Source organism: Vibrio jasicida CAIM 1864 = LMG 25398 (genome assembly GCF_000400365.1).
GTDB classification, from domain to species: domain Bacteria; phylum Pseudomonadota; class Gammaproteobacteria; order Enterobacterales; family Vibrionaceae; genus Vibrio; species Vibrio jasicida.
In genome coordinates, this window is the sequence record NZ_BAOG01000025.1 from 23238 (window position 1) to 37011 (window position 13774).

General features: G+C 46.1%; 19 protein-coding genes and 1 pseudogene. 5 read left to right on the top strand and 15 right to left on the bottom strand.

Annotated elements, in window-relative coordinates:
- Positions 1-5: 5 nt before the first annotated feature.
- The 15 genes from rplE to rpmE all read right to left on the bottom strand — a co-directional run bounded on the left by rplE (position 6) and on the right by rpmE (position 7052).
- Complete coding sequence (rplE, locus tag VJL_RS07190) at positions 6-545, bottom strand: 50S ribosomal protein L5 (protein WP_005528536.1); 540 nt, start codon at positions 543-545, stop codon at positions 6-8.
- Positions 546-568: 23 nt separating this feature from the next.
- Positions 569-886 (bottom strand): 50S ribosomal protein L24, encoded by a 318-nt coding sequence (gene rplX, locus VJL_RS07195; protein ID WP_005435084.1) that lies wholly within the window; start codon positions 884-886, stop codon positions 569-571.
- A 13-nt stretch (positions 887-899) separates the two neighbouring features.
- The gene (gene rplN / locus VJL_RS07200; RefSeq protein ID WP_005489425.1) at positions 900-1271 is read right to left on the bottom strand and encodes a 50S ribosomal protein L14; all 372 of its coding nucleotides are present in this window, start codon (positions 1269-1271) and stop codon (positions 900-902) included.
- Between the two features lie 162 nt (positions 1272-1433).
- On the bottom strand, positions 1434-1688 hold the full coding sequence (gene rpsQ / locus VJL_RS07205; RefSeq protein ID WP_038864900.1) for a 30S ribosomal protein S17: 255 nt from the start codon (positions 1686-1688) through the stop codon (positions 1434-1436).
- The gene (gene rpmC / locus VJL_RS07210; RefSeq protein WP_004410456.1) at positions 1688-1879 is read right to left on the bottom strand and encodes a 50S ribosomal protein L29; all 192 of its coding nucleotides are present in this window, start codon (positions 1877-1879) and stop codon (positions 1688-1690) included. Before rpmC ends, rpsQ begins: the two co-directional genes overlap by 1 nt.
- The gene (rplP, locus tag VJL_RS07215; RefSeq protein WP_005379577.1) at positions 1879-2289 is read right to left on the bottom strand and encodes a 50S ribosomal protein L16; all 411 of its coding nucleotides are present in this window, start codon (positions 2287-2289) and stop codon (positions 1879-1881) included. The genes rpmC and rplP overlap by 1 nt, the downstream gene beginning before the upstream one ends.
- A gap of 11 nt (positions 2290-2300) precedes the next feature.
- Positions 2301-2999, bottom strand: coding sequence for a 30S ribosomal protein S3 (rpsC, locus tag VJL_RS07220; RefSeq protein WP_038864899.1), 699 nt, complete (start codon positions 2997-2999; stop codon positions 2301-2303).
- Positions 3000-3017: 18 nt separating this feature from the next.
- Entirely contained in the window at positions 3018-3350 is a 333-nt protein-coding gene (rplV, locus tag VJL_RS07225; protein WP_005528535.1) for a 50S ribosomal protein L22, read from the bottom strand.
- A gap of 10 nt (positions 3351-3360) precedes the next feature.
- Positions 3361-3639, bottom strand: coding sequence for a 30S ribosomal protein S19 (gene rpsS / locus VJL_RS07230; RefSeq protein WP_005435078.1), 279 nt, complete (start codon positions 3637-3639; stop codon positions 3361-3363).
- A 21-nt stretch (positions 3640-3660) separates the two neighbouring features.
- Positions 3661-4485: a 50S ribosomal protein L2 gene (gene rplB, locus VJL_RS07235; RefSeq protein ID WP_005435076.1), complete on the bottom strand. Its 825-nt coding sequence runs from the start codon at positions 4483-4485 to the stop codon at positions 3661-3663.
- A 15-nt stretch (positions 4486-4500) separates the two neighbouring features.
- Entirely contained in the window at positions 4501-4803 is a 303-nt protein-coding gene (gene rplW, locus VJL_RS07240; RefSeq protein ID WP_004398471.1) for a 50S ribosomal protein L23, read from the bottom strand.
- Positions 4800-5402, bottom strand: a complete 603-nt coding sequence (rplD, locus tag VJL_RS07245; RefSeq protein WP_006878388.1) for a 50S ribosomal protein L4 — start codon at positions 5400-5402, stop codon at positions 4800-4802. Before rplD ends, rplW begins: the two co-directional genes overlap by 4 nt.
- Before the next feature lie 17 nt (positions 5403-5419).
- Positions 5420-6049, bottom strand: a complete 630-nt coding sequence (gene rplC, locus VJL_RS07250) for a 50S ribosomal protein L3 (RefSeq protein WP_005435072.1) — start codon at positions 6047-6049, stop codon at positions 5420-5422.
- A gap of 14 nt (positions 6050-6063) precedes the next feature.
- Positions 6064-6375 carry a 30S ribosomal protein S10 gene (gene rpsJ / locus VJL_RS07255; RefSeq protein ID WP_004410492.1) on the bottom strand — a complete coding sequence of 104 codons (312 nt, stop codon included), beginning with the start codon at positions 6373-6375 and terminating at the stop codon, positions 6064-6066.
- A 458-nt stretch (positions 6376-6833) separates the two neighbouring features.
- Positions 6834-7052 (bottom strand): 50S ribosomal protein L31, encoded by a 219-nt coding sequence (gene rpmE, locus VJL_RS07260; RefSeq protein WP_010445294.1) that lies wholly within the window; start codon positions 7050-7052, stop codon positions 6834-6836.
- Positions 7053-7348: 296 nt separating this feature from the next.
- Between rpmE and priA the strand changes: the two genes are divergently transcribed.
- The 5 genes and pseudogenes from priA (at position 7349) to hslU (ending at position 13495) form a co-directional block, all read left to right on the top strand.
- On the top strand, positions 7349-9550 hold the full coding sequence (gene priA / locus VJL_RS07265; protein WP_038876820.1) for a primosomal protein N': 2202 nt from the start codon (positions 7349-7351) through the stop codon (positions 9548-9550).
- A 203-nt stretch (positions 9551-9753) separates the two neighbouring features.
- A pseudogene (gene cytR / locus VJL_RS07270) lies at positions 9754-10764 on the top strand (DNA-binding transcriptional regulator CytR); the annotation flags it as partial.
- A gap of 151 nt (positions 10765-10915) precedes the next feature.
- Positions 10916-11467: an SPOR domain-containing protein gene (locus tag VJL_RS07275; RefSeq protein ID WP_038864896.1), complete on the top strand. Its 552-nt coding sequence runs from the start codon at positions 10916-10918 to the stop codon at positions 11465-11467.
- Positions 11468-11582: 115 nt separating this feature from the next.
- Positions 11583-12134 (top strand): ATP-dependent protease subunit HslV, encoded by a 552-nt coding sequence (hslV, locus tag VJL_RS07280; RefSeq protein ID WP_038864894.1) that lies wholly within the window; start codon positions 11583-11585, stop codon positions 12132-12134.
- Between the two features lie 29 nt (positions 12135-12163).
- Entirely contained in the window at positions 12164-13495 is a 1332-nt protein-coding gene (hslU, locus tag VJL_RS07285) for an ATP-dependent protease ATPase subunit HslU (protein ID WP_038876823.1), read from the top strand.
- Positions 13496-13774 lie beyond the last annotated feature (279 nt).

Consider the following 13774-nt stretch of genomic DNA (forward strand, 5'->3'; position numbering starts at 1 on the left):
TCACCTTACTTACGGAATGGGAAGTTAAAGGCAGCCAGCAGAGCACGGCCTTCCTCATCAGTACCAGCAGACGTCGTAATAGTGATGTCTAGACCGCGTACTCGATCAACTTTATCAAAGTCGATTTCCGGGAAGATGATTTGCTCGCGAACGCCCATGCTGTAGTTACCGCGACCGTCAAAAGACTTAGCGCTAACACCACGGAAGTCACGTACACGTGGAAGTGCGATAGAGATTAAACGCTCTAAAAATTCCCACATACGTTCGCCACGCAAGGTTACTTTACAACCGATAGGGTAGCCTTCACGGATTTTGAAACCTGCAACAGATTTACGAGCTTTAGTGATAAGTGGCTTTTGACCAGAGATCGTTGCCATATCAGCAGCTGCGTTTTCTAGCAGTTTCTTATCGTTGATTGCTTCACCAACACCCATGTTTAGGGTGATTTTCTCGATTCTAGGGACTTGCATGACGCTTGTGTAGCTAAACTGTTTGGTCAGTTCAGCGACTACAGACGACTTGTAGTAATCATGCAGTTTCGCCATAGTAGAACTCCAAATTACTTCTATTAGTTAGAAACGATTTCGTTGTTAGATTTAAAGAAACGAACTTTCTTACCATCTTCAAAACGGAAACCGATACGGTCAGCTTTACCAGTAGCTGCGTTAAAGATCGCCACGTTAGAAACATCGATAGCTGCTTCTTGCTCTACGATACCGCCTTGGATACCTAGTGCAGGAACAGGTTTCTGGTGTTTCTTAACAAGGTTGATACCTTCAACGATAACTTTACCAGTTGCTAGGACCTTAGTTACTTTACCTTTCTTGCCTTTGTCTTTACCAGCAAGAACGATTACTTCGTCATTACGACGGATTTTAGCTGCCATTTCTACGTGCTCCTTACAGAACTTCTGGAGCCAGTGAAACGATCTTCATGAACTTATCGCCACGAAGTTCGCGTGTCACAGGACCAAAGATACGTGTACCGATTGGTTGCTCAGTAGTGTTATTCAACAGTACGCAAGCATTTCGGTCGAAGCGAATGACAGAACCGTCAGGACGACGTACGCCTTTACGGGTGCGCACTACAACCGCCTTCATAACGTCACCTTTCTTTACTTTACCGCGAGGAATTGCTTCCTTAACAGTAACTTTGATGACGTCACCGATATGTGCATAACGGCGGTGTGAGCCACCCAGAACCTTAATACACATTACGCTGCGTGCGCCTGAGTTATCAGCTGCGTCCAGCATACTTTGCATTTGGATCATGTTAGTGCTCCGCTAAATATTAATAACTAGACCCATCACGGGTCGGGCTGCCTCTTAAAAGAGACGCGGATTGTACCACCCTTTTTTGTGATTGGGTAGTCAAAAAATAAACGGCCCCAAAAATTTTTTGGAGCCGCTTTCCTACCTATAGAATAGTGAAGATTACATCTTCGCCTTTTCTAGGACTTTTACCAATGTCCAAGACTTAGTCTTAGACAGTGGACGACACTCTGCGATTTCAACTTTGTCGCCTAGGCCACAAGTGTTGTTTTCGTCATGTGCGTGTACTTTAGTCGTACGCTTTACGTATTTACCGTAAATTGGGTGTTTCACCATGCGTTCGATAGCAACAACGATAGACTTGTCCATCTTGTCGCTAACTACACGACCTTGTTGAGTACGTTTTACTTCGCTCATTATGCGCCTGCCTTCTCAGTCAAAACAGTTTTCACACGTGCGATATCACGGCGTACAGCTTTCAGAGTATGAGTTTGCTGTAGCTGACCAGTTGCAGCTTGCATGCGCAAGTTGAACTGTTCGCGTAGCAAATTCAATAGCTCAGCGTTAAGCTCTTCAACGCTTTTCTCGCGTAGATCTTGTGCTTTCATCACATCACCTGCTTAGTTACAAATGTAGTTTTGAATGGCAGTTTACGAGCCGCTAGGCGGAACGCTTCACGCGCCAATTCTTCAGGTACACCACCCATTTCGTACATAACCTTACCAGGTTGGATTTGGGCTACCCAGTACTCAACGTTACCTTTACCCTTACCTTGACGAACTTCAAGTGGTTTTTCTGTGATTGGTTTGTCTGGGAACACACGGATCCAGATTTTACCTTGACGCTTAACGTGACGTGTCATTGCACGACGTGCCGCTTCGATTTGACGAGCAGTTAGACGACCACGGCCAACAGCTTTAAGACCGAATTCGCCGAAGCTTACATCAGTACCTTTAGCTAGACCACGGTTACGACCTGTCTGAACCTTACGGAACTTAGTACGTTTAGGTTGTAGCATCTGTCGACTCCTTACTTACGGCCTTTACGCTGCTTCTTAGGCTTATCGCCTTTAGGCTCTACAGCGTTAGCTGCTGGCATACCACCTAGAATCTCACCTTTGAAGATCCAAGTTTTAATGCCGATCACACCGTATTGAGTGTGAGCCGAAGAAGTTGCGTAATCAATGTCTGCACGTAGAGTGTGTAGAGGCACACGACCTTCACGGTACCACTCAGAACGTGCGATTTCAGCGCCGCCTAGACGACCGCTTACTTCCACTTTGATGCCTTTAGCACCTAGACGCATTGCGTTTTGTACCGCGCGCTTCATAGCACGACGGAACATAACACGACGCTCTAGTTGAGACGCGATGCTATCGCCAACAAGTTGTGCATCAAGTTCAGGTTTACGTACTTCAGCGATATTAATTTGCGCTGGTACACCTGCAATTTTTGCTACAGCTGTGCGTAGTTTCTCAACGTCTTCACCTTTCTTACCGATTACAACGCCTGGACGAGCAGTGTGAATAGTCACACGGATGCTCTTAGCAGGGCGCTCGATAACGATGCGTGAAAGAGATGCTTTTTGTAGTTCCTTAGTAAGGAACTGACGTACCTTGAAGTCGCCGTCTAGGTTGTCAGCGAAATCTTTGGTGTTAGCAAACCATGTAGCATTCCAAGGCTTAACGATGCCAAGACGAATACCATTAGGATGTACTTTTTGACCCATTGCTTACTCTCCTAGTCTCTAGCGATCTGCTACAACAACAGTGATGTGGCTTGAACGCTTCAAGATACGATCCGCACGACCTTTAGCACGAGGCATAATACGCTTCATGGTTGGGCCTTCATCTACAAAGATTTTTGCGACATTCAGATCGTCAATATCTGCACCTTCGTTGTGCTCCGCGTTAGCGATAGCAGACTCTAGAACTTTCTTAACTAGAACAGCAGCTTTTTTGTTGCTGAAAGTTAGGATTTCTAGAGCTTGGTCAACAGATTTACCACGAATTAGATCCGCAACTAAGCGAGCTTTCTGAGGCGAAATGCGAGCAAAGTTATGTTTAGCAATAGCTTCCATCATTTACTCCTTAACGCTTCTTAGCTTTCTTATCCGCAGCGTGACCGCGGTAAGTACGTGTTGGTGCGAATTCACCCAGTTTGTGACCGATCATTTCTTCAGTTACAAATACTGGTACGTGCTGACGACCATTATGGACAGCGATGGTCAAACCGATCATCGTAGGGATGATCATTGAACGACGGGACCAAGTCTTAATAGGCTTTTTGTCTCCGCTTTCCACCGCTTTCTCTACCTTCTTCAGCAAGTGTAGGTCAATAAAAGGACCTTTCTTGAGAGAACGTGGCATGGCGATTCCTCTTTATATAGATTACTTGTTACGACGACGTACGATGTACTTGTCAGTGCGTTTGTTCTTACGAGTCTTGAAGCCTTTAGTTGGCATACCCCAAGGAGATACTGGATGACGGCCACCAGAAGTACGACCTTCACCACCACCGTGTGGGTGATCAACCGGGTTCATTACTACACCACGTACGGTTGGACGTACGCCGCGCCAGCGTGAAGCACCAGCTTTACCAAGTTCACGTAGCATGTGCTCAGAGTTACCAACTTCACCGATTGTTGCACGGCCTTCAGAAAGAACTTTGCGCATTTCGCCAGAACGTAGACGGATAGTTACGTACGCACCGTCGCGAGCAACGATTTGAGCGTAAGCACCAGCCGAACGAGCTAGCTGACCACCTTTACCAGGTTTTAGTTCAACGTTGTGTACAGTTGAACCTACTGGGATGTTACGCATTGGAAGAGTGTTACCAGCTTTAATCGGTGCATCAACACCAGATTGGATAACATCACCCGCGTTAACACCTTTAGGTGCTAGGATGTAGCGACGCTCACCGTCTTTGTAAAGAACTAGAGCAATGTTTGCGCTACGGTTTGGATCGTATTCTAGACGCTCAACTTTCGCTGGGATGCCATCTTTAGTACGTTTGAAGTCAACTACACGGTAGTGGTGCTTGTGACCACCGCCGATGTGACGTACTGTGATACGACCGTTGTTGTTACGACCACCGTTCTTAGAGTTTTTCTCTAGAAGAGGTGCGTATGGCTTGCCCTTGTGTAGGTCAGCGTTAACAACTTTAACAACGTGACGACGACCAGGGGAAGTCGGCTTACATTTAACAATAGCCATTCTTAACTACTCCTGTTATTCCGCGCCGCCAACAAAGTCAAGATCTTGACCTTCTTTCAAAGTAACGTACGCTTTCTTAACGTCGCTGCGGCGACCTTGGCGTAGACCTTGACGTTTGGTCTTACCCTTAGTGATAAGAGTATTTACAGACTTAACTTCAACTTCAAAAAGCTTTTCTACAGCTGCTTTGATCTCTTTTTTAGTTGCATCTTTAGCTACTTTGAAAACGATAGTGTTCGCTTTCTCAGCTGCCATAGTTGCTTTTTCAGAGATGTGCGGAGCACGTAGAACTTTTAGGATACGCTCTTCAGTGATCATGCTAGCATCTCCTCAACTTGTTTAACTGCGTCAGCAGTCATTACAACTTTGTCGAACGCGATTAGTGAAACTGGATCGATACCAGCAACATCACGTGCGTCAACTTTGTATAGGTTACGAGCCGCTAGGAATAGATTCTCATCTACTTCGCTAGTCACGATTAGAGCGTCAGTTAGCTCAAGCTCTTTAAGCTTAGCAACTAGCTCTTTAGTCTTTGGCGCTTCAACTGAGAAGTTATCAACAACGATTAGACGCTCTTGACGAACTAGCTCAGAAAGAATGCTCTTCATAGCACCGCGGTACATTTTTTTGTTTACTTTTTGGCTGTGATCTTGTGGTTTCGCAGCAAAAGTAACACCACCTGTACGCCAGATTGGGCTACGGATTGTACCAGCACGCGCACGGCCAGTACCTTTTTGACGCCATGGCTTAGCGCCACCGCCAGAAACTTCTGAACGTGTTTTTTGAGCACGAGTACCTTGACGAGCACCTGCTGCAAACGCAACAACTACTTGGTGTACAAGAGCTTCGTTAAACTCACGTCCGAAAGTAGTTTCGGAAACAGTTAGTGCATCAGCACCTTTAACCATTAGTTCCATTACTTACTCCTGAGACGTTATGCTTTAACAGCTGGTTTAACGATCACGTTGCCACCTGTTGAGCCTGGTACTGCACCTTTAATAAGAAGCAGATTGCGCTCAGCGTCAACACGTACGATCTCTAGGTTTTGAGTCGTTACACGCTCAGCACCCATGTGACCTGCCATTTTCTTGCCTTTAAATACGCGACCTGGAGTTTGACATTGGCCAATTGAACCCGGTGCACGGTGAGACAATGAGTTACCGTGAGTCATATCTTGAGTACGGAAGTTCCAACGCTTAACAGCGCCTTGGAAGCCCTTACCTTTAGATGTACCAGTAACGTCTACTTTCTTAGTTTCGTTGAATAGTTCAACTGTTAGCTCAGCGCCAACTGCGAACTCTTCACCGTTTTCCAAACGGAATTCCCAAAGACCGCGACCAGCTTCAACGCCAGCTTTAGCAAAGTGACCTGCTTCAGCTTTGTTTACACGGTTAGCTTTCTTAGAACCAGCAGTTACCTGAATTGCTGCGTAGCCGTCTGTCTCAAGAGTTTTAACTTGAGAAACACGGTTTGCTTCAACTTCAACAACTGTTACTGGGATAGAAACGCCGTCTTCAGTAAATACGCGGGTCATGCCCACTTTACGACCGATTAGACCAATCATTCTTCTAATCTCCCTTAACCTAGGCTAATTTGAACGTCAACGCCCGCAGCAAGGTCTAGACGCATTAGAGCATCAACAGTTTTGTCTGTTGGCTCAACGATGTCGATTAGACGCTTGTGAGTACGAATTTCGTACTGGTCACGTGCTTTCTTGTTAACGTGTGGAGAGATAAGAACTGTGAAACGCTCTTTACGAGTTGGCAGTGGGATTGGACCACGAACCTGTGCGCCAGTGCGCTTAGCTGTTTCAACGATTTCCGCTGTAGAAGCGTCGATTAGTTTGTAATCGAATGCTTTTAGGCGGATACGGATACGTTGGTTCTGCATGAGACAGAGCTCCAATATTAAAAATTACACAAACAATATCGCCACTCAAACTCGTTAAGACGAGAGAATGCCGATTGATTTATGTGAAACCGTAGCGTCCAAGATTAGGACACATTGTCAGTTAATTTTCGATTAACTACCCCTACATACCAGAGTCACGTCTGGGGATAGTTTTTCCGAAGAAAAGATAGCTAATTGTATTAACCGCGAACATAAGCTGAGTCTACATTACCTCGTAAATCCGAAGATTTACTCGCTCCTCATTGCTCATTGGTTCACAACTGGCTTAACCAGTGCGACGCATTATACAGATCACACTTTAGGATGCAAGACCTGAGTGAAAAATAATCGAACAAACTTTAACCGCTCGATTTATCCTTCAGTTTTTGCTTTCGCCATAAACAAAAAAGGACGCCGTAGCGTCCTTTTTTAAACAGGAATGATAATAGCGCTGGCTATTACTTCTTGCTTGATAGTGCACCGAAACGCTTGTTGAAGCGATCAACACGGCCGCCTGTATCAACGATACGTTGCTTACCAGTGTAGAATGGGTGACACTTGTCACATACGTCTAGGTGGATAGATTCCTTCGCTAGAGTAGATTTGAACTCAAAAGAGTTGCCGCAAGAACAAGTAGCAGTTACTGCTTTGTATTCTGGGTGGATACCAGCTTTCATGGGATAACCTCAATAGTAGGCCGTGTCGCTATACGAGTCTAAGCCGCACACCACACGTAATTAATAATGGAAATGAGTACCGCATCGGCCAATTGCCGAAGCCATATCTCAAGGCGCAGTATAGTAATGAATCACTTTGCTGGGATCAACACATTTGGCAACTTTTTCGCCACTTTTTTCACCAGTACGTATGTACTGAAGGCTTTCTGCCGCCTTATTTGAGGTTTACTCGAATTTCGCCGAGGGTTTTAATAGACTATACCCTCTTCTTCCCTCTTTTATATAGTTAAGATTCTATGCGCCCATCCATCGCTAGAGTGGCACTGCCGGTCCCACTCGACAAACAGTTCGATTACGTCATTCCTGGGCATCTCTTTCCGCTCATTGGGGGAAGAGTATCTGTTCCTTTTGGCCGACAGACCCTTGTTGGTGTAGTCACAGCGATGGTGAACCATTCTGACTTTCCTAAAGAGCAACTTAAGCCAATCAAAGCCGTATTAGATGCTCAACCGCTATGGCCAGAGAATTTATATTCCTTGCTCACGTGGTGCAGTTACTTTTATCAATACCCTCTCGGCGATACCTTACACAATGCAATGCCGGCTGCGCTACGTAAAGGGAAACCAGCGGACTTCGCAACCCTGCAAGAATGGCAGATCACCGAATCAGGTAAAAATAAATTAATGCAAGGCTTGGGAAGAGCGGTTAAACAACAGCGCGCATTGCAGATGTTGGTTGATGGCGCAGTTCCGCATCAAGAGTTCATCGACCAAGAAATTCCCTCAACAGTGCTAAAGACCTTGGAAGAAAAAGGCTGGGTTGAGCGCATAGAGAAAAAGCCGACTATCACCAAATGGGGTAATCACGTTGAGCGCGATGTTGAAAAGCCCAAGGTTAATCATGAACAGGCGCTTGCGATTGCCAGTGTGAATAGCCAAACCGGGTTTGCTTGCTATTTATTAGAAGGGGTAACGGGATCTGGTAAGACTGAAGTTTACCTGAACCTGATCAAACCTGTACTCGAGAAAGGCAAGCAGGCACTCGTTCTCGTACCTGAGATTGGTCTAACACCACAAACCATTAACCGCTTTAAACACCGTTTTAATGTTCCTGTTGATGTGATTCATTCTGGATTGAATGATACCGAGCGGCTCAATGCGTGGCTTTCTGCAAGAGACAAAGCCGCCGGCATCATTATTGGAACCCGCTCGGCCCTGCTCACACCTTTTGCCGATCTCGGTATTATTATCGTCGATGAAGAGCACGATGCATCTTACAAGCAACAAGACAGTCTGCGTTACCACGCTCGTGATGTCGCCGTGATGCGCGCCCATAAAGAGCAAGTACCTATTGTGCTTGGTTCTGCAACCCCTGCTTTGGAAACGCTGCACAACGCACTTACGGGGAAATATCATCACCTGACCCTGACACAACGTGCTGGTTCAGCGGTTCCGACCACAAATAAAGTCCTCGATGTCAAAGGGCTGTATTTGGACAGCGGCTTATCGGCTCCTCTAATTGCTGAAATGCGCAAGCACCTAAAAGCAGGCAACCAAGTGATGTTGTTCTTGAACCGTCGTGGCTTCTCGCCTGCACTCATGTGTCATGAGTGTGGTTGGATTGCGGAATGTAAACGTTGCGATGCGTACTATACCTTCCATCAATACAGTAACGAGATTCGCTGCCATCATTGCGGCTCACAACAACCTGTAATTCATCAATGTCAGGGCTGTGGTTCGACCCAGCTTGTGACAGTTGGCGTGGGAACCGAACAACTTGAGTTGCAACTGGCCGATCTTTTCCCTGAATACAAAGCTATTCGTATAGATAGAGACAGCACGCGCCGCAAAGGCAGTTTAGAAGATGCGCTTGAGTCAATTCGCAAAGGCGAATACCAAATTCTGATTGGAACGCAGATGTTGGCGAAAGGTCACCACTTCCCTAACGTCACCCTTGTTGCACTATTAGATGTCGATGGCTCTCTTTATAGTAGTGATTTCCGTGCTTCTGAAAGACTGGCTCAGCTATTTATTCAGGTTGCAGGCCGAGCTGGCCGAGCTAGCAAGCCTGGTGAAGTGATACTTCAAACTCACCACCCCGAGCACAGCTTGTTGCAAGCCCTTCTACATAAAGACTACCGACACTTTGCTATGACAGCATTGGAAGAACGCAAATTAGCTCAACTGCCACCATATAGCTTTTTAACGCTGTTTAAAGCCGAAGCGAACCAAAGTGAAATTGTCGAGGGTTTCCTTCGTCAGGTGCGTTTTACTCTTGAATCACATCCGCTATTCGATGATTCCTGCATGGTGCTAGGGCCAACGCCTTCACCACTTGCTAAACGTGCAGGTAAGTATCGCTGGCAGTTACTTTTGCAAACTCAGCATCGCTCATTGATGCAAAAGTTATTAACCAGTGCCAAACCTGCTATTGAGTTGTTGCCAAATGCCAAGAAAGTTCGCTGGAATTTAGACATAGAGCCACAAGATCTCAGCTAGCAAACGTTTAACCATGTAATGAATTGCCTTTTAATGTGAGTAAAATCACAATAGGATTGCAATTTTTGTTAAACAGACCGTAACTTTACCTTTAGAAATGAATAGACTATTCAAATTAGTAAAGTCTAAAGTGGATCAGTCACATAGGCTTCAATTAGAACAATGACAAACGTCACCTTGGCGAATATTTTAAGAGGGTAAAAACTATGGCGACAATGAAGGATGTTGCCCAGCTTGCAGGGGTATCTACTGCGACAGTGTCACGAGCATTAATGAATCCAGAAAAAGTCTCTTCTTCAACAAGAAAGAGAGTGGAAGATGCCGTACTAGAAGCTGGTTATTCACCAAATTCATTAGCTCGTAACTTACGAAGAAATGAATCAAAAACCATTGTCACTATCGTTCCGGATATTTGCGATCCGTACTTCTCAGAGATCATTCGCGGTATCGAAGATGCAGCGATGGAACATGGCTATCTGGTTCTGCTTGGCGATAGCGGTCAACAAAAGAAACGTGAGAGCTCATTTGTAAACTTGGTCTTCACCAAACAAGCCGACGGTATGTTGCTGTTGGGTACAGACTTACCCTTTGACGTCAGCAAGCCTGAGCAAAAGAACCTACCACCTATGGTGATGGCCTGTGAGTTTGCCCCAGAGTTGGAGTTACCAACTGTTCATATCGATAACCTGACTTCAGCGTTTGAAGCGGTGAACTACCTAACGCAACTTGGTCATAAACGCATCGCGCAAATCTCTGGCCCGGACACTGCAGTACTTTGCCAATTCCGTCAGCAAGGTTATCAACAAGCGTTGCGTCGCGCAGGCATCAATAAAGAACCACAATACAGTGTGATTGCAGACTTCTCCTTTGAAGGTGGCGTACAAGCCGTTCGCAAACTGCTTGAATTACCAGAGCCCCCAACGGCACTCTTCTGTCACTGTGACACCATGGCGATTGGAGCCATTCAAGAAGCAAAGCGTCTTGGTCTGCGTATCCCTCAAGATTTGTCTATTGTCGGCTTTGATGACATTCAGTTCGCGCAATACTGCGATCCACCACTGACCACCATTTCTCAACCTCGTTACGAGATTGGTCGCCAAGCGATGCTGATGATGCTAGAGCTACTGAAAGGCCATGATGTACATGCTGGCTCTCGACTGCTCGACACTAAGCTTGTCGTGCGAGGTAGTGCTGCGCCCCCACCATTACGATAAGCAATGCAAGACTCCCCAAGCGACGCATTTAGCGTCGCTTATTATTCTCTACTTTCCTGCACATAACTAACAAGATTACACGAATAGGGTGTTTTATCTTTTCAATCTGGATTAACATATTTGCCAGAATCCTTGATGACCTGAAGTAACCGTGGCAAATAGAGATTATGTAAGACGCGGACGCGGCGCTCCGAAAAAGTCTGCAAAAAAACAACCTTCAAGAAAAAAACCTTGGCGTAGTGGTCTACTGGCAATTTTGCTCGTGGGCGGTTTTGGCTATGGGCTGTATTTATTAAGTTCAGATCCTGAGCCGGAAAAAACAGTGGTTGTTGAAACACCAACAACAAATACCACCAGCAAGCCAAAGCCGAAGAAAGACATTCCACCTCCACCGGAAGAGAAGTGGGAATACGTCGATACGCTTCCAAAACGTGAAGTCGAAGTCGTCGCCAAAGAAATTCAGGTATCCAAAGTCCCTTACGTTATGCAATGCGGCGCTTACAAGAACCAAAGCCAAGCAGAAGAGCGTAAGTTAGCGATCGCCTTCCAAGGCATGACAAGCCGAGTAATCAAAAAAGACGGCAGCTCTTGGTACCGTGTTGTACTTGGCCCATACAAGTTCAAACGTGAAGCAGAGAAAGATCGCCACAAATTGCAACGTGCGAAGATCGAGCCTTGTGCGATTTGGAAAGAGAACCTTTAAACACTGGCCCTAGGAGCTAAGATCCTAGGGCCTTTCTTTTCGCCCCCTTGAATCCCCCACTCACTTACCCCATATACTTAATTAAGTCCAAAGAGAAATAATTAAGAGGTCGACTGTGACTACCATTGTATCTGTACGTCGAAACAATAAAGTCGTCATCGCGGGTGATGGCCAAGTGTCGCTAGGCAATACCGTAATGAAAGGCAATGCGCGTAAAGTTCGCCGCCTATACAACAACCAAGTACTTGCCGGTTTTGCTGGCGGTACCGCGGATGCCTTCACCCTATTCGAACGCTTCGAAAGCAAACTGCAAATGCACCAAGGCCACCTAACTAAGGCAGCAGTGGAACTTGCAAAAGACTGGCGTAGCGACCGTGCACTTCGCAAACTAGAAGCGCTGCTAGCTGTAGCGGATGAAACGGCTTCACTTATCATCACAGGTAACGGTGACGTAGTTCAGCCAGAGAACGACCTGATTGCCATTGGCTCCGGTGGCGCATACGCACAAGCAGCAGCAACCGCACTATTAGAAAACACAGACCTAGACGCACGCGAAATTGCAGAGAAAGCACTGAACATCGCTGGCGACATCTGTGTATTCACCAACCATAATCACACTGTAGAAGAACTAGAATCTACAGTGGAGCTTCCTAAGCCAACGGCTTAAGCGTAATCGTAACGAAGTAAGGAAAGAATATGTCTGAAATGACTCCTCGCGAAATCGTTCATGAACTGAACCGCCACATCATTGGTCAAGAGAAAGCAAAACGTTCGGTTGCGATTGCCCTACGTAACCGCTGGCGTCGCATGCAGCTTGAAGAAAGCTTGCGTGTAGAAGTGACTCCCAAAAATATCCTAATGATTGGTCCTACTGGTGTAGGTAAAACGGAGATTGCTCGCCGTCTTGCCAAACTGGCTAATGCACCATTCATCAAAGTCGAAGCAACCAAATTCACCGAAGTGGGTTATGTTGGTAAAGAAGTCGAAACCATCATCCGCGATCTTACCGATGTTGCAGTGAAGATGACACACCAGCAAGCGATGGAAAAAGTAAAATTCCGCGCTGAAGAGCAAGCAGAAGAGCGCGTTCTAGATGCCCTATTGCCACCAGCACGTGATGCTTGGGGTCAATCAGAGCAGAAAGAAGACACATCGAACACCCGCCAAGTCTTCCGTAAAAAACTGCGTGAAGGCCAGTTAGATGACAAAGAAATCGACATCGACGTAGCAGCACCGCAAATGGGTGTGGAGATCATGGCACCTCCTGGTATGGAAGAAATGACCAACCAGCTACAAGGTATGTTCCAAAACCTTGCTGGCGACACGAAGAAGAAACGCAAACTGAAAATCAAAGACGCAATGAAAGCGTTGGCAGAAGAGGAAGCAGCGAAGCTGGTAAACCAAGAAGAGCTGAAAGAGTCTGCGATTTTCAACGTCGAGAACAACGGTATCGTGTTCATCGACGAAATCGACAAGATTTGTAAGCGCGGCGAAAGCTCTGGCCCTGACGTATCTCGTGAAGGTGTTCAGCGTGACCTATTACCGTTAATCGAAGGTAGCACCGTATCAACGAAGCACGGCATGGTGAAAACAGACCACATCCTATTTGTGGCATCTGGTGCATTCCAAGTAGCGAAGCCTTCTGACTTGATTCCAGAACTGCAAGGTCGTCTGCCTATTCGTGTAGAGCTAGAAGCACTAACCAGTAACGATTTCAAACGTATCCTTACTGAGCCAAAAGCATCTCTGACTGAACAATACGTTGCGCTAATGAAAACAGAAAGCGTGGATGTAGAATTCACTGAAGACGGCATCACTCAAATCGCAGAAGCGGCATGGACCGTGAACGAAACTACTGAGAACATCGGTGCTCGTCGTCTGCATACCGTGATGGAGCGTTTGATGGATGAGATTTCTTACGACGCGACTGAAAAAGCGGGTGAGAAGTTCGTCATTGATGCGGCTTACGTGAAAAACCGCCTAGGCGACACGATTGAAGATGAAGATCTAAGCCGCTTCATTCTGTAATAAGCCCAGTATAGAGACCAAAGCCCAGAACTATGCTTCTGGGCTTTTTCGTTTCGAATAACGGTTACTTTAGCAAGCTCTAAACCAAAAAAGTTCGTCATCCTAGCGAGCTTTGGCGAGACTGAGGATCTAATAGCAGCGCGCACTACACCATTCTGTTTTTAAAAGAGCCCCGCTTTATTCCCTCAAATATGAAAACTGTGTTCCTTACTTGTAACCCTTTGACTCTTAATTGACTTGCTTTAGGTCAATAGCGTATCTGTCGCTTTGTGCTTATAC